We start from the raw sequence: 13,809 nt of genomic DNA on the forward strand, positions 1-13,809 counted from the left end.
TGACGCTGTGGGTCGAGGCAGCGGGTTGACGAGGTGCTGAGGGGCGTGGAAGGGACGAATTCCGGCCGTATGACGGCGTTTTGACGGGCCGGAGACCTGCCGCGACCACTCGCGTGGCCGAGCCCCTGATTCACCCGGTAGCGTGAACCGACGATTCGGTAGGTCCACACGTTCCACACGTAGGAGTCCCGGTGACGCACAGCGGACAAGGGGATGAGCCGCAGCACCCCGCCGCTCGGCCCGCGCACGAAGGCGTTGTGCTGCCGGGTGACGGCAGCGAGCCCTGGCACCCGGCCAGCGCGCGGGAGCAGGCCGGGGAGCATGTCGCGCCCGCCGGCGGCCGTCCGTGGGGGCAGCCCTGGGGGCCGCAGGACGGCCCGGAGGAGCGGGAGACCTACCAGGAGGGGCCCGGATACCCCCAGCAGTCGTACGGCCCGCAGGACGGCGCCTCGTACGGCGGGGCGCAGGGCGGCGGCGGGTACGGCCAGCAGCAGGACGTCTCGTACGGCGGACCGCAGCCGCTGCCGCAGCCCCTGCCCGCCGAGGTCCCGGCGCCGGGCAGCGCCGACGCGACGCAGTACCTGCCGCCGGTGCCCGGCGGTGACCAGGACGCGACGCAGTACATCGCCCACATGCCCCCGCAGATGTCCCAGCAGCACATGCCGGCGCAGATGCCGCACCAGCACGGCTCGGGACCCGACGAGCAGGCCACGCAGTTCATCGCGCCCGTCCCCGCGCAGGAACCCCCGGCGCCGCCCGCGGACACGTACGGGATCCGGCAGGGCGAGCCGGAGGACCGGACGCCGCCCGCCGAGTTCGACAGCCTCTTCCGCACCGAGGGCCCGGCGCAGCAGGAGAGCCCGGACTCGACCCAGCAGCTCCCGCAGTTCGACCAGTACACCGCGGGCCCGCCGCGCCCGCCGCGGCCGTACGAGCCCCAGCCGGCCGGCTACGACCCGCAGCCGCCGCAGGGCAGAGCCGCGGGGCGCCGCAAGTCGTCCAAGGGCCCGCTGATCGCCGCTGTCGTCGTCGGCTGCGCCATCATCGGGCTCGGCGCCGGCGCGCTGATGAGCGGCGGTGACGACAAGGGCCAGGACGACAGCGGCCCTGTCGCCTCGGCGAGTTCACCCGCCACGGCGCCGTCCTCGCAGACGGCGGACGACCCGGCGAAGCCCCAGGCCGAATCGCTCGACAAGCTCCTCGCGACCAGCAACAACAGCCGCGCCGCCGTCATCAGGGCGGTCGGCGACATCGGGTCCTGCGACAACCTGGACCAGGCGTCCGACGACCTGCGCGACGCCGCGGGCCAGCGCAGGGCGCTCGTCGACCAGCTCAAGGGCATCTCGATCGACCAGCTCCCGAACCACGAGGAGCTGGCGTCCGCGCTCACCGAGGGCTGGCAGGCATCGGCCGCCGCCGACGACCACTACGCGGACTGGGCCGACCAGTCCAAGCGCGGCAAGAACTGCAAGGGCGGCCACGCGCGCAGGACGCAGGCCGCCGCCGAGGCCAACCGGTCGAGCGGCGACGCCACGAAGGCGAAGAACCAGGCGTCGAAGCTGTGGAACTCGATCGCGGCGAAGTACGGCCTCACGAAGCGGGCCTCCACGGAGCTGTGAGGCCCTGTTCGCCCCCTCGGCAGCGCGGCCGGGCCCCGGGGGCTCGGCGGCTCAGGGGGTGGCTTCGCTGCCGGCGAGGATCCCGCCGACGTCCACGAAGCCCTTCCGCTGAGCCACCAGCCGCCCCTGGCGCACCTCCTGGAACGTCACGTCGCTGTTGACGATCCTGGGGAAGCCGGGGGCGCCGAGCATGTCCTCGTACCGCCAGCGCAGCGGCGGGGTGAGGCCGCCCGTGTCGACCGTCACACCGCGGCTCAGCGCGTTCATGATCTTCCGCGCCGTGACGGTGTTGTCGTCGATCGACTCGATGACCTTCTTGAGCGCCGTGTACGCGATCCAGGTCGTCTGCACCCCGGTGCTGTCCGGGTCGATGGAGTTGTCCCCGAAGGCTTCCTTGTCGATCACGTCCCGCATCGGCCGCCACGCGGTGGAACTCGACTCCGGGTACCAGCCGGTGACCAGCGCGCCCTCCAGCGGGCCGTTCTTGCCGCCGGTGCTGTCGATGAGTGGCTGGTCGACCGAGCCGATCACGGACGACAGCTTGATGTCCCTGCCGTCGTCGGGGAGCCGCCGGTAGGAGTCGACGAACGTCTCCGTAAGGTCGCCGAGCTGCGTCGTGACACAGCCGCCGTCCTCGGCGTCGTCCCGGGCCTTCTCGGCCTGCCCGGTGTACTCGGTGGCGTCCTCGGGGGCCCGTATGTCGAAGGTCGCGGGCCTGCGGCCCTGGGCGAGTCCCGCATCGAGGAGGCTCGGCAGGTCGAGTCCCGCGACGGTGTCGGGCCGTACCAGCGCCGTCTTCTCGCAGCCGGCCGAGAGCTGCTTGCCGTTGCCCGCGAGGAGCGTCGCCTGGCCGCCGTTGACCGGGTACGAGACGAAGCTGCTGAACTCCTCGTCGGTGAGGCCGTAGCCGCCCAGGTACGGGATCGAGGAACCTTCCAGCGGCGCCAGGAACTGCTGGCCGAACTGGCTGTACGAGCCGACGACCGCCGCCACGTCCTTGTCCACGGCCTCGCGCGCGCAGGTCGCGGCGCCCGCGGCGGTGTTGCCTTCGTTGCACGTCACGATGCGGAGCTGGTGGCCGTCGATACCGCCCGCGTTGTTGACCCAGCGGGCGAACGCCTTCGCCATCGCCGGCATCCCCGGCTGGTTCGTCGCGTTCGTGCCCACCGGCGCCCAGGTCATGACGGTGACGGGCTGCCGCGAGTTGTCCGACGTGCCGGGGAGCGCGCCGCATCCGGCGAGGAGGGAGGCACCGGCCAGCGCGGTACACAGGGCGCGGATCTTGGTGGCACGGAAGGTGTGGGGCACGGTGGGGCGTCGCCGACCAGTCATGGACAGGCAGGCTTCCGGCTCACGGGTAACGCAGGTGTGTGGGTGGATCAACACCGGGTGACGTGACGGTGAATTGCGGGGGGACGGACGATCGCCTCCGTACGGACCGTACGATCAACGACCGTGCAGCAAGCTTCCGATAACTCTTCCCGTCGTGCCCGTCGCTCGTCCACCATGGTCGGCATGCCGCCTACTGACATGCCCTGGTGGCGCTGGCGCAGCAACGTGCGCTCGGCGCTGCACATGCTTTCCGATCCCGCTTTCCACCAGGACTACTGGCTGGCCGGCCGCGAGGGGTACGGCGACGTCACCGACGCCGTGTACCGGCTCGTCGAGGACACCTGGCTGGACAACTGGTCGGCGGAGAAATACGTCGGCACGATATTCCGCGACTCGGGCGAGGCCGCGCTCGTGGACGTGGCCGTGCTGCGGGTGCTGCGCATCATGCACCAGGTCGGGGCCGACGCGCCCGTGTCGGCCTATCTGGAGCACCACGGCTGGCCGGAGGCCGTACGGGCCGCCCGCGAGGCCCACGTACGGCTGGCGGTGAACGACTCAGAGGACCCGGACACGGTGCCGCAGTCGCTCGACGTGCTGCGGATCATGACGCGTACGGCCTGACCGGCGCTGGCGGGTGTGGGATCCTCTGGGGTCATGAGCCCCGTCCCGCAGCCACCGGCCAACGCCGAGCCGGCGCCCGGTCCGTCCGAGCAGCGCGTCCGGTCCGAACAGCGCGTCCGGTCCGAGCAGCCCGGCCTGTCCGAGCAGTACGTGCTGACGCTGTCGTGCCCCGACCGGCAGGGCATCGTGCACGCCGTGTCGAGCTACCTCTTCATGACCGGCTGCAACATCGAGGACAGCCAGCAGTTCGGCGACCACGACACGGGGCTGTTCTTCATGCGGGTGCACTTCTCCGCCGAGACGCCGGTCACCGTGGAGAAACTGCGCGCCAGCTTCGCCGCCGTCGGCGACTCGTTCCGGATGGAGTGGGCGATCCACCGCGCCGAGGAGCGGATGCGGGTCGTGCTGATGGTGTCGAAGTTCGGCCACTGCCTGAACGATCTGCTGTTCCGGGCGAGCATCGGCGCCCTGCCGGTGGAGATCGCCGCCGTCGTGTCCAACCACACCGACTTCGCCGAACTCGCCGCCTCCTACAACATCCCGTTCCGGCACATTCCGGTCACCAAGGACAGCAAGGCGCTCGCCGAGGCCGAGCTGCTCCAGTTGGTGCGGGACGAGGGCGTGGAACTGGTCGTGCTCGCCCGCTACATGCAGGTGATCTCGGACGACCTGTGCAAGCAGCTCACCGGCCGGCTCATCAACATCCACCACTCCTTCCTGCCGAGCTTCAAGGGCGCGAAGCCCTACCACCAGGCGCACGCGCGCGGGGTGAAGCTGATCGGCGCGACGGCGCACTATGTGACGGCGGAGCTGGACGAGGGCCCGATCATCGAGCAGGAGGTCGAGCGCGTCGGCCACCAGGTCACCCCCGAGCAGTTGGTGGCGATCGGCCGCGACGTCGAATGCCAAGCGCTGGCCCGCGCGGTCAAGTGGCACGCGGAGCACCGCATTCTGCTCAACGGGCACCGGACGGTCGTCTTCACCTGACGGGTGTTTTCACCTGGCGGCCGTCTTCACCTGGCGGTCGGACGCCCCGCCGTCGGGGTCAGAGCCGGCTCATCGCAGCGGCCGCGAGCAGGACGTCCCTGATGGCTTCGCGGTCGCCGTCCAGGCCGGCCGCCGCCTCCTCGGGCGCCACGTGTCCCGCCACGAGCTGGCAGAACTCGATCCCGTCCAGCGCGACCTGGGCCACCGCCCGGTCGGGGGAGCCGATCGCGCCCGGTGAGTCCAGCGGGATGTACCAGTCACCGCCGCCCGCCCCCTCGATCTCCAGATGCAGCGACCGCCCCTCGGCCCCCGCCGCCACCAGATGCCGGGCGGGCGCCGCGAGCCCGGCGCGGCGCCGCGCCGCCAGCGTGGCGGGCAGCAGCCGGGCCGCCAGGTCGACCATGCCGTGCAGATGGGCCGCGCTCGGCGGGTCGTACGGGTAGGCCACCGCCTCCGCGATGTCGGTGCCGTGCACCCAGCACTCGAAGGCGCGCTCCAGCAGCGCGTCACGCAGCGGCAGCGCGAAGTCCCCGTACGACACGGACAGCTCGGCGGCGCCCCGGCCGGCGAACGACACCGTACGGACGAGGCTGTGACTCTGCTCACGCCAGCGCTCATGGGTGGCGCCGCCGGCCGGCTGCCGCGCACCGGCCCGCCAGAACCGCTCCGTGCGCTCGGTGGGCGCCACGGGCGGCGTCCCGGGCCCCGCGGGACGATTCCCCTCGGGTCCCTCGGCCCTGGCGTCTTCAGGGTCCGTCAGCGGGTCGTCCAGGCCGAGCGCCGCCGCCACCAGACCGTCGACGGTGAGCAGATGGCCGATGACCCCGGCGACCGTCGTGCCGCGCGACACGGGCTTGTCGTTCTCGAACCACCTGAGCCGGACGGCCGTGTGCCATTCGGACGCGCCGATGTCACGCAGCAGCGCGTCGAGCCGGGCGCTCTCGGCGTCGTACGGAGCGGCCCAGTCGGGCACCGGTATCCGGGCGGGCCTGCGGCTGAGGCAGCTCGCCAGGACGCGGGAGCGCAGCCGCGGGTCGAGGTCCAGGCTCCGGTCGGTCCTGAGCAGTTCGACGGCGTCACGCAGCCGCAGCGCCTCGTCGGCGCAGGCGGCGCATTCGGTGAGGTGCTCCTCGACGAGGGTGGTCTCCTCGGCGGAACAGGCGAACAGGGCCCAGGCCCCGAGGAGCGACATGAGCACGGCGTGCGGGACTTCTTCGGGCGGCTCGGTCTCGGCCGCCGGCTCGGTCTCGGCCGGTGCGGCGGTCGGCGGGGGCGGTGGTGGCTCGTCCGGGAGCGGGTCCAGGTTGTCAGCGGCCGGGCGCGGGCCGGGTATCAGGGGAAACCCGGACCCGCCGCTGCCGCCAGGTCCGCCGGTACCGCCGGGCCCGCTCGCACCGCTCGTACCGCCGGGCCCGCTCGTACCGCCGGGCCCGCCCGTACCGCCCGTACCGCTCGCGCCGTCGTCGTCCAAGGGGCCCGTCACAGCGCACGTCCGTCCGGCGGGGTGTTGGCGGCCGTGGACAGCAGTTGCAGACCGAGCCGCAGCCTGCGGCGGGTCTCCTCCTCCGTCACGCCGAGGTCGTCCGCCGTCTCGCGGCAGCTCTTGCGCTGGTGGTACGCCAGGTCCAGCGCGGCCCGCAGCGGCGCGGGCATGGACGTGACGATGAAGTCGGCGCGTGCCTCTGCCGACGCCCTGCGCACCTTCTGCTCCAGCTCGGCGGCCTGCGCCGGGTCGACGTCCCGCGCGTCCCCGCCGCCCGCCTCGTACGCGGCGGTCTCGGTCTGACGCAGCCGCAGGACCGCCTGCCGGTGTGTGACTTTCGCCACCCATGACTTCATGGAGCCCTGCTTCGGGTCGTACCCGTCGGGGTTCTCCCAGACGTGGCCGAAGACCTCGCGGGTGACCGCGTCGGCCGCCGCCTCGTCGTCGAGCACGCGCTGGGCCTGGCTGTGCACCAGGGAAGCGAAGCGGTCGTACAGCTCTCCGAGCGCGGCTGCCTCACCCCGCGCGAGCCGCTGCTGCATCCTGCGGTCCCAGCGGGGCGGTGTGTCCTTCGCCATCCGACCCCCCAACGCCTGTGGTTCTGCTTCGAATGTAGTCGGCATGGCGGACAACGCACGCCCCTTTGCGTCAAGTGCGCCCCCGTCAAAGCCAGCCTCGCCGACCGGAGGTTTCGTCGTACGGGCACCGGGCAGGGGCCCCGGAACAGCGATCCGCGGAAGGGTACGTTCCGGATTGCTTCCGGACGAGGAAGGGTCCAGATCCGTGACGCTCAAGGTGGACGAGACAGCATCCGGTCCGTGGACCGTGCTGCACATCATCGGCGAGCTGGATCTGATCACCTCACCCGAAGTGCGCCAGCGCGTCCATGAGGCGGTCGCCGCCGGCCGGCGTGACCTGGTGCTCGACCTGTCCGAGGTGTTCTTCTGCGACTCCAGCGGGGTCGGTGTCCTGGTCGCCTCGCGCCGGCTGATGCGCTCCTGCCACGGCCGGTTCCATCTGATTCTGCCCGACCGGGGCGCCGCCGAAGGCTCCCACGTCAACCGGGTGCTGGCGGCGCTGGGAGTGCGCCGTCTGTTCGATGTCTATCCGGATGTTCCCTCGGCCGTCGACGAGCAGGCTCAGCCGCTGTCCGCGTAAGTGGACACATCGCCCCTCAGGAGTCGTACGCTCCCGACATGGACAGCGCAGAATACGAAGGCAAGATCACTTCCCGTTTCGCCGCCTTCGACCAGGACCACAGCGGCTACATCGATCGCGAGGACTTCAGCGCGGCGGCCGCTGCCCTGCTCGCCGAGTTCGGCACGACGGCCCGCTCCGACAAGGGCCAGGCGCTCTACAGCGGGGCCGAGGCGTTCTGGCAGGGCATGGCCGGGATCGCCGATGTGGACGGTGATCAGCGGGTCACGCGGCTGGAGTTCGTCACAGGCGCTGTGAAGCGGCTGCGGGACAGCCCCCAGCGGTTCGCCGAGATCGCCCGGCCGTTCCTCAGCGCGGCCGTCGCCATCGCGGAGGAGAGCGACGGCGGTGTCGCGCTCGAATCGCTGGGCCGTGCGCTGCGCGTCCTGGGGGTCGACCCCGATCTGGCGGCCCAGGTGGGCCCCCGGCTCGACACCGACGGCGACGGCAAGGTCAGCGAGGACGAGATCCTCGCGGCGTTCGCCGAGTACTACGTCACGCCGGAGCCGTAAGCCGCCGGAGTGGTGAGCTGCCGGAGCCGTAAGGCCACTGGAGCGCCGTAGACCGCCGGAGCGCCGTAGACCGCCGGAGCCGCAGGCCGCCGGCCGCCTCCGGTGGCAACTCGGCCTGGACAGGCGGCTGGCGGCAGGCGGCAGCTCTGGCCTGAGCACTCTGCTGCGTCACTGAGCGTGGCGTACGCACCGGCCTGCGGCCGATACCGGGTTGTGTCCTTACGGCGTACCGTCACAGGCCGGAGTCGTGTCACGGCTCCGGTACGCTCCGTTGGGTGCGAGAAGTGGTGAGGCGCGACGGTCGCGGTGTTGCCGGTACGGCGACTCCGGTGGCCGGAATGTGCGCCGCTCGCACGGTGCGAGGGCGCTGTGCGCGCCTATGTTCGACTCCCCGCAATGTGCGTCGCACAGTATGCACCACGCGTACTCCTTCGCGCTGGAATATGCCCGAAGCGCTTGTTGCGGTGACTGTACGTCAACCATGCTGTCTCGCAAGGAAATCACGTTGTGTGACCCTGTCGAGGACCCTGTCGAGGCGCGAGGCGATGTGTCCGCCGGTTCGGATGGTGTGAGCGGTGCAGGTGCTTCAGGTTCAGTTGGAGGTCGGGCCCGACCCGGCGGAAGTGGGACGAGCCCGCCGGTGGGCCCGTTCGAGGCTCGTCGGCTCCGGGATAGAGGATGACGAGCCGGTCGCCGAGACGCTGATCCTGCTCATCTCGGAGCTGGTGACCAATGCCGTGGTGCACACGGGCTGTCCGGCCGTGCTGCGGATGCTGTTCGGGCTGGGGGCCGCCGACGCGGGGACCGTACGGGTCGAGGTCGCCGACCTCAGCTCCTGTCCGCCGAGCCCGCGGCATGCGGAGGGCGAGGACACCAACGGGCGCGGGCTCGAACTGGTCGACGGGCTCGCGGACCGCTGGGGCTGGCAGCCGGAGGGCGGCGGCAAGCAGATCTGGTGCGAGGTGGACCGGGTGGGCGGCTGTACGGCGGCGGCCGGAGCCGTTGACGCGGCGCCCGCCCCGGCGCCGCCTGCGGCGCCCGCCCCCGCCCCCGCCCCGGGTTCCTCGCAGCCCCCGGCCTCGGCTGCGGTGGTCGCGACGGCCGCCGCGGTGGCGTGCGACTGCGAGTCGTCCCGGCCGGTCACTACGGCACGTCTGGCGTGAGCGGACCGCCGTTCGCGGGGTGGCGGTGCGGCACGGCGCGCCAACTGTCGGCGGAGGCCGCCCTGAAGGTGCGCCGGTAGACCGTCGGCGGCACGCCGAGCGCCGACTGGATGTGCTGGCGCATCGACTGCGCCGTACCGAACCCCGCGTCCCTGGCGACCTGGTCGACCGACAGGTCGGTCGACTCCAGGAGATGCCTGGCCCGTTCGACCCGCTGCTGCACCAGCCACTGGCCGGGGCTGATGCCGGCCTCCTCGCGGAACCGCCGCGTGAAGGTCCGTACCGACATGGACTCCTGCTCGGCCATGTCCCGCAGTTGGATCGGCTCGTGCAGCCGGGCCAGCGCCCAGGCGCGCGCCGCCGTGGTCGTCGCCAGTTGCGGCTCGGGCACGGGGCGCTCGATGTACTGCGCCTGCCCGCCCTCGCGGTAGGGCGGTACGACGGTGCGCCGCGCGACGTCGTTCGCGACGGCCGTGCCGAAGTCGCGGCGCACCATGTGCAGGCAGAGGTCGATGCCCGCCGCCACCCCGGCCGAGGTCAGGACGTCGCCGTCGTCGATGAACAGCACGTCGGCGTCGACCTTCACCAGCGGGTACAGCCGCTGGAAGTGCGCCGCTGACGACCAGTGGGTGGTGGCGGGCCGGCCGTCCAGCAGCCCTGCCGCTGCCAGGTAGAAGCTGCCGGTGCAGATCGACACCATGCGGGTGCCGGGCCGGATGTGGGCGAAGGCGGCGGCGAGTTCGGGGCTGAGGCGGCCCTCCGTGTGGGCCGGGTCGGACTCGTAGGAGGCCGGGATGATCACGGTGTCCGCCGTGGCCAGCACCTCGGGGCCGTTCTCGACGTTGATGGTGAAGTCGGCGTCCGTACGGACCGGGCCCGGCGCGCGTACGGAGCAGGTCACGACCTCGTACAGCGCCTCGCCCGCCCGGTCCTTGGCGCGGTTGAAGATCCGCTGGGGGATGCCGAGTTCGAAGGGGATGACCCCGTCGAGTACGAGGACGGCGATCCGGTGCACGGGCTGGTTCGGCATGGTGGTCTCCTTCGCGCGCTCCACAGTACCCACTGGTGGTTTAGACCATTACTTGATAAGTGTCGGGTCCGTGAGTCAAAAGCAGCCGACCGACGAGACCGTCGACCGACCGCCGACGCCGATACCGACGGCATCGGCGGCGTCGACGGCGGCGGACACCGGCCTCTGGAACAGAAACTTCCGGTACTTCTTCGTCGCCCGTACGGTCTCCCGCTTCGGTGACGGCATGGTGCCCGTCGCGCTGGCCGCCGGGCTCCTCGACACCGGCCACGGCGCTTCGGCGGTCAGCTTCGCGCTCGGCGCGTGGATGGCGTGCTTCGCCGGATTCGTCCTGGTGGGCGGGGTGTTGGCCGACCGGTTCACGCCGCGCAGGATGATGGTCCTGGCCGACGCCGTACGGCTGGTCTGCGCGGTCGCGCTGGCGGTGCTGTTCGTCGGCGGCGCGCCGTCGCTCCCGCTGGTCTACGCGCTCAGCGCGCTGGGCGGGCTCGGTGCCGCCGTCTTCCAGCCGGGTGTGGCCAGCATGCTGCCGCTGATGGCGCCGGACGTGCAGCGCGGCAACGCGGTGCTGCGGGTGGCCGAGTCGCTGACGACGATGGCGGGTCCGGCCGTCGCCGGCGCGCTGGCCGGATTCGCCGGGCCGGGCGCGATCTTCGGGGTCGACGCGGCGACGTTCGCGGTCAGCGGGCTGTGTCTGTTCCTGATCCGGATGCCCGCGGTGGCGATGCGGGCGGGGGAGTCGATGCTCGCGGAACTGGTCGGCGGCTGGCGGGAGTTCACGGCGCGGCCGTGGCTGTGGGGGGGCATCGCCGTCTGGTCGGTGTACGGCATCACCGTGCTCGGCCCGCTCACGCCGCTGGAGGCGGTCGTCGTCACCGACCGGCACAGCTCGGCGATGTTCGGGCTGATGATGACGGTCAACGGCGCGGGCAGCGTGGCCGGCGGGCTGGTGGCGATGCGGCTGCGCCCGCGCAGACCGCTGTTCGCCGGGACGTTCGCGCTGTTCGGGGTCGTCGCGAACGTGCTGGTGCTGGCGTACGACGTACCGGTGCCGCTGCTGGCGGCCGGGTTCTTCGTGGGCGGGGTGTCGCTGGCGTTCTGGCTGGTGATGTGGTCGACCACGGTCCAGACCCAGATCCCCAACGAGGCGCTCAACCGGCTGCACGCCTACGACGTGGCTGGCTCGCTGATCATGCTGGCCGTCGGCCGGGCGCTGGCGGGTCCTGTCGCGGAGGCGGTGGGGGTGCGACGGGTGCTGGTGGTGGGGGCGGTGATCAATGTGGGGGTGTGCGGGGTGCTGTTCGCGGTACGGGCGATCCGGGGCCTGAACCGGACGGCATGACTCCGACGTAACCCTCGCATCCTCCATGGCCTGATCATATCGAAGGGTGTCCCTCGGGCCACTCGTCGGGACTGTGGCGGTCACGGATGCTGATTGACGTGACTCAGACAACCGAACGGGACGCAGAGGGCACGGCGGACGGCCGACCCGGGATGACCGGCCCGCCGCGCCCGCAACGCAAGCCGGGCAGGATCCACCGGGCGTGGTTCGTCGCCGCCGTCGCGTTCGTGACCATCATCGGCGGGGCGGCCTTCGCCTCGATGCCGGGGCTGCTGATCGAGCCGCTGCACGCGGAGTTCGACTGGTCGCGCGGCACGATCGGCTTCGCCGTCTCCGTCAACCTCGCGCTGTACGGCCTGACGGCGCCGTTCGCTGCGGCGCTGATGGACCGGTTCGGCATCCGCCGGGTGGTGGCGATCGCGCTCACCATCATCTCGATCGGCTCGCTGCTCACGGTGTGGATGACGGCGGCCTGGCAACTGATCATGTGCTGGGGCCTGTTGGTCGGCCTGGGCAGCGGCTCGATGGCACTCGCCTTCGCCGCGACCGTCACCAACCGCTGGTTCGTCGCCCGGCGCGGGCTGGTCACCGGCATCCTCACGGCGGCCGGCGCCTCCGGCCAACTGGTCTTCCTGCCGCTGCTGTCCTGGCTGGTGGAACACCACGGCTGGCGCCCCGCCTCGATCACGGTCGCGCTGACGGCGATCGCCGTCGTCCCGTTCGTCTGGCTGCTGCTGCGCGACCACCCGGCGGACGTGGGCCTCCCGGCGTACGGCGCAGCGGAGTTCGCACCCAAGCCGGTCCCGATGCGCGGAGCGGCGGGCCGCGCGGTGAAGGTGCTGTTCAAGGCGGCCCGCACCGGCCCGTTCTGGCTGCTCGCCGGCACCTTCGCGATCTGCGGCGCGTCAACGAACGGCCTGGTCAAGACCCACTTCGTCCCGGCGGCCCACGACCACGGCATGCCGATGACGGCGGCGGCGTCCCTGCTCGCGGTGATCGGCGTCTTCGACGTCGTCGGCACGATCGCCTCGGGCTGGTTCACCGACCGCTTCGAAGCCCGCCGCCTGCTGGCGGTCTACTACGCCCTGCGCGGCGTCTCCCTGATCTTCCTGCCGATGCTGATGGCCCCGACCGTGCACCCGCCGATGGTCTTCTTCATCGTCTTCTACGGCCTCGACTGGGTCGCCACGGTCCCCCCGACGATCGCCCTGTGCCGCGAGTACTACGGCGAGGACAGCGCCATCGTCTTCGGCTGGGTCTTCGCCTCCCACCAGGTAGGCGCGGCCCTCGTCGCCTTCCTCGGCGGCGTGGCCCGCGACACCTTCGGCTCGTACGACGTGGTCTGGTACGCCTCGGGCGCCCTGTGCGCGGCGGCGGCACTCATGGCCCTGGTCATCCGCCGCCGCCCCCAACTCCCCCTGAAGATCGCACCGGCGACGGTCTGACCGGTTTGCCGGCGACCACGCGCGATTACGTCGCGGGGACACCGGTCAGTCGGAGGCTGTCCGGATCATCGCCGTTCTCTGCCTGGACTTGGACGGCCGCGGTGTCGAAGCAAAGGGTGAAACAGGGGTCAGCCTCGATGAGCAGCAACAAGTCTTCGCGGGAATCGCGGTCGAGAGGGGGCGAAATGGTGGCCTCCCATTGCCCCGTGGCGGTCGTCGTCACCCTGACGGAGACTCGAGTCAGGCAGGTCGATTCGTTGGCCCACCACTCCAGATGCGCCATGTTCTCGTCCCGATCCATTGCCTGAGCGTAGGCGCCGACAGGCGCCCGGGTCAGCTCAGGCTGGTGCGGGCCTTTTGGATGACCTCCGTTACCGCGTCCGGTTGGGAGATCATGATGACGTGGGAGCCTCGGATCTCGGTGATGTCCGCTCCCGCGCGCTGGGCCATCTCGCGGACCACGTCGCTGCCTGCCGCCGTGTCTTCCGTGCCTACCGCGGCCCATACGGGGAGGTTCTTCCAGGCGGGCGGGCCGCTCTTTTCGGCGAATGCGGCTGCGGCGATGGGGCGTTGGGAGAGGCCGTACACGTCGGACTGCAGTTGCGGGAGGTCGGCGGTGAAGACCGTGCGGAACTTGGCGGCCTGGATCTGGAGTTCCGTCGCGGTCTCGGAGCCGTTCCCCGTCGGGTACTGGTACTCCTCCAGCGCCGTCGTCAGGATGCTGTCCTTCGAGCGTCCCACGATGTCGCCGAGCAGCTCGTCCTCGTCCGGCGCGAACGCCGCGACGTAGACCAGGCCGACCACGTTGGGCGTCCGGGTCGCGGCGTTGGTGATGACCGCGCCTCCGTACGAGTGGCCGACGGCGAGGACGGGGCCGGGGATCTGGTTGATCATGCCGGCCACGTACGCGGCGTCTGACGCGACCCCGCGCAGCGGGTTGGCGACGGCTCGTACGGGTACGCCCGCGGCCACCAGGCGTTCGGTGACCGCCGCCCAGCTTCCGGCGTCCGCGAACGCGCCGTGCACGAGGACGACGGTGGGGCCGTCCTGGGGACCGGTGGGCTGCTCGCTCATGATG

At 71.6% G+C, this 13,809-nt stretch carries 14 protein-coding genes; 8 read left to right on the top strand and 6 right to left on the bottom strand.

Going from position 1 to position 13,809, the window contains the following annotated elements:
- The first annotated feature begins 191 nt into the window (after window positions 1–191).
- Window positions 192–1,619: a hypothetical protein gene (locus tag ACZ63I_RS03480; RefSeq protein ID WP_469334884.1), complete on the top strand. Its 1,428-nt coding sequence runs from the start codon at window positions 192–194 to the stop codon at window positions 1,617–1,619.
- A gap of 51 nt (window positions 1,620–1,670) precedes the next feature.
- Here ACZ63I_RS03480 and ACZ63I_RS03485 read toward each other — a convergent pair whose 3' ends face one another.
- Window positions 1,671–2,951 (bottom strand): ABC transporter substrate-binding protein, encoded by a 1,281-nt coding sequence (locus tag ACZ63I_RS03485; RefSeq protein ID WP_469334885.1) that lies wholly within the window; start codon window positions 2,949–2,951, stop codon window positions 1,671–1,673.
- A gap of 174 nt (window positions 2,952–3,125) precedes the next feature.
- Here ACZ63I_RS03485 and ACZ63I_RS03490 point away from each other — a divergent pair, with 174 nt between their 5' ends.
- Both ACZ63I_RS03490 and purU read left to right on the top strand, forming a co-directional pair.
- Window positions 3,126–3,572 (top strand): SCO4402 family protein, encoded by a 447-nt coding sequence (locus ACZ63I_RS03490; RefSeq protein ID WP_469335544.1) that lies wholly within the window; start codon window positions 3,126–3,128, stop codon window positions 3,570–3,572.
- Between the two features lie 33 nt (window positions 3,573–3,605).
- Window positions 3,606–4,559, top strand: coding sequence for a formyltetrahydrofolate deformylase (gene purU, locus ACZ63I_RS03495; protein ID WP_469334887.1), 954 nt, complete (start codon window positions 3,606–3,608; stop codon window positions 4,557–4,559).
- Window positions 4,560–4,617: 58 nt separating this feature from the next.
- Here the strand turns inward: purU and ACZ63I_RS03500 are convergent, their stop codons facing one another.
- Both ACZ63I_RS03500 and ACZ63I_RS03505 read right to left on the bottom strand, forming a co-directional pair.
- Window positions 4,618–6,042: a maleylpyruvate isomerase N-terminal domain-containing protein gene (locus ACZ63I_RS03500; protein WP_469334888.1), complete on the bottom strand. Its 1,425-nt coding sequence runs from the start codon at window positions 6,040–6,042 to the stop codon at window positions 4,618–4,620.
- Window positions 6,039–6,620, bottom strand: a complete 582-nt coding sequence (locus ACZ63I_RS03505) for a sigma-70 family RNA polymerase sigma factor (protein WP_469334890.1) — start codon at window positions 6,618–6,620, stop codon at window positions 6,039–6,041. The genes ACZ63I_RS03500 and ACZ63I_RS03505 overlap by 4 nt, the downstream gene beginning before the upstream one ends.
- Window positions 6,621–6,825: 205 nt before the next feature.
- Here ACZ63I_RS03505 and ACZ63I_RS03510 point away from each other — a divergent pair, with 205 nt between their 5' ends.
- The 3 genes from ACZ63I_RS03510 (at window position 6,826) to ACZ63I_RS03520 (ending at window position 8,914) form a co-directional block, all read left to right on the top strand.
- Window positions 6,826–7,200, top strand: a complete 375-nt coding sequence (locus tag ACZ63I_RS03510; RefSeq protein ID WP_469334891.1) for an STAS domain-containing protein — start codon at window positions 6,826–6,828, stop codon at window positions 7,198–7,200.
- Between the two features lie 38 nt (window positions 7,201–7,238).
- On the top strand, window positions 7,239–7,751 hold the full coding sequence (locus ACZ63I_RS03515) for an EF-hand domain-containing protein (RefSeq protein WP_041988541.1): 513 nt from the start codon (window positions 7,239–7,241) through the stop codon (window positions 7,749–7,751).
- A gap of 575 nt (window positions 7,752–8,326) precedes the next feature.
- On the top strand, window positions 8,327–8,914 hold the full coding sequence (locus ACZ63I_RS03520; RefSeq protein WP_469334892.1) for an ATP-binding protein: 588 nt from the start codon (window positions 8,327–8,329) through the stop codon (window positions 8,912–8,914).
- Here ACZ63I_RS03520 and ACZ63I_RS03525 read toward each other — a convergent pair.
- A complete protein-coding gene (locus tag ACZ63I_RS03525; RefSeq protein WP_469334893.1) occupies window positions 8,895–9,944 on the bottom strand; it encodes a GlxA family transcriptional regulator in 1,050 nt (349 codons plus the stop codon). The two genes, ACZ63I_RS03520 and ACZ63I_RS03525, sit on opposite strands and share 20 nt — an antisense overlap.
- Window positions 9,945–10,014: 70 nt before the next feature.
- Between ACZ63I_RS03525 and ACZ63I_RS03530 the strand changes: the two genes are divergently transcribed.
- Window positions 10,015–11,286 carry an MFS transporter gene (locus ACZ63I_RS03530; protein ID WP_469334895.1) on the top strand — a complete coding sequence of 424 codons (1,272 nt, stop codon included), beginning with the start codon at window positions 10,015–10,017 and terminating at the stop codon, window positions 11,284–11,286.
- Between the two features lie 98 nt (window positions 11,287–11,384).
- Window positions 11,385–12,731: an MFS transporter gene (locus ACZ63I_RS03535; protein ID WP_469334897.1), complete on the top strand. Its 1,347-nt coding sequence runs from the start codon at window positions 11,385–11,387 to the stop codon at window positions 12,729–12,731.
- A gap of 25 nt (window positions 12,732–12,756) precedes the next feature.
- On the opposite strand, the gene ACZ63I_RS03540 is transcribed toward ACZ63I_RS03535, so the two are convergent.
- Together ACZ63I_RS03540 and ACZ63I_RS03545 are read right to left on the bottom strand one after the other, a co-directional pair.
- A complete protein-coding gene (locus tag ACZ63I_RS03540) occupies window positions 12,757–13,032 on the bottom strand; it encodes a hypothetical protein (RefSeq protein ID WP_469334899.1) in 276 nt (91 codons plus the stop codon).
- 32 nt (window positions 13,033–13,064) lie between these two features.
- Complete coding sequence (locus ACZ63I_RS03545) at window positions 13,065–13,805, bottom strand: alpha/beta fold hydrolase (protein ID WP_469334901.1); 741 nt, start codon at window positions 13,803–13,805, stop codon at window positions 13,065–13,067.
- Between the last annotated feature and the right edge of the window lie 4 nt (window positions 13,806–13,809).

The sequence above is a fragment of the Streptomyces sp. NPDC087906 genome (assembly GCF_055584925.1).

What these genes read in the sequence shown, in the direction of transcription:
- ACZ63I_RS03505 (WP_469334890.1), bottom strand. Translation starts at nt 6,620, where the DNA reads ATGGCGAAGGACACACCGCCCCGCTGGGACCGCAGGATGCAGCAGCGG.
- ACZ63I_RS03525 (WP_469334893.1), bottom strand. Translation starts at nt 9,944, where the DNA reads ATGCCGAACCAGCCCGTGCACCGGATCGCCGTCCTCGTACTCGACGGG.
- ACZ63I_RS03490 (WP_469335544.1), top strand. Translation starts at nt 3,126, where the DNA reads ATGGTCGGCATGCCGCCTACTGACATGCCCTGGTGGCGCTGGCGCAGC.
- ACZ63I_RS03540 (WP_469334899.1), bottom strand. Translation starts at nt 13,032, where the DNA reads ATGGATCGGGACGAGAACATGGCGCATCTGGAGTGGTGGGCCAACGAA.
- ACZ63I_RS03515 (WP_041988541.1), top strand. Translation starts at nt 7,239, where the DNA reads ATGGACAGCGCAGAATACGAAGGCAAGATCACTTCCCGTTTCGCCGCC.
- ACZ63I_RS03545 (WP_469334901.1), bottom strand. Translation starts at nt 13,805, where the DNA reads ATGAGCGAGCAGCCCACCGGTCCCCAGGACGGCCCCACCGTCGTCCTC.
- purU (WP_469334887.1), top strand. Translation starts at nt 3,606, where the DNA reads ATGAGCCCCGTCCCGCAGCCACCGGCCAACGCCGAGCCGGCGCCCGGT.
- ACZ63I_RS03485 (WP_469334885.1), bottom strand. Translation starts at nt 2,951, where the DNA reads ATGACTGGTCGGCGACGCCCCACCGTGCCCCACACCTTCCGTGCCACC.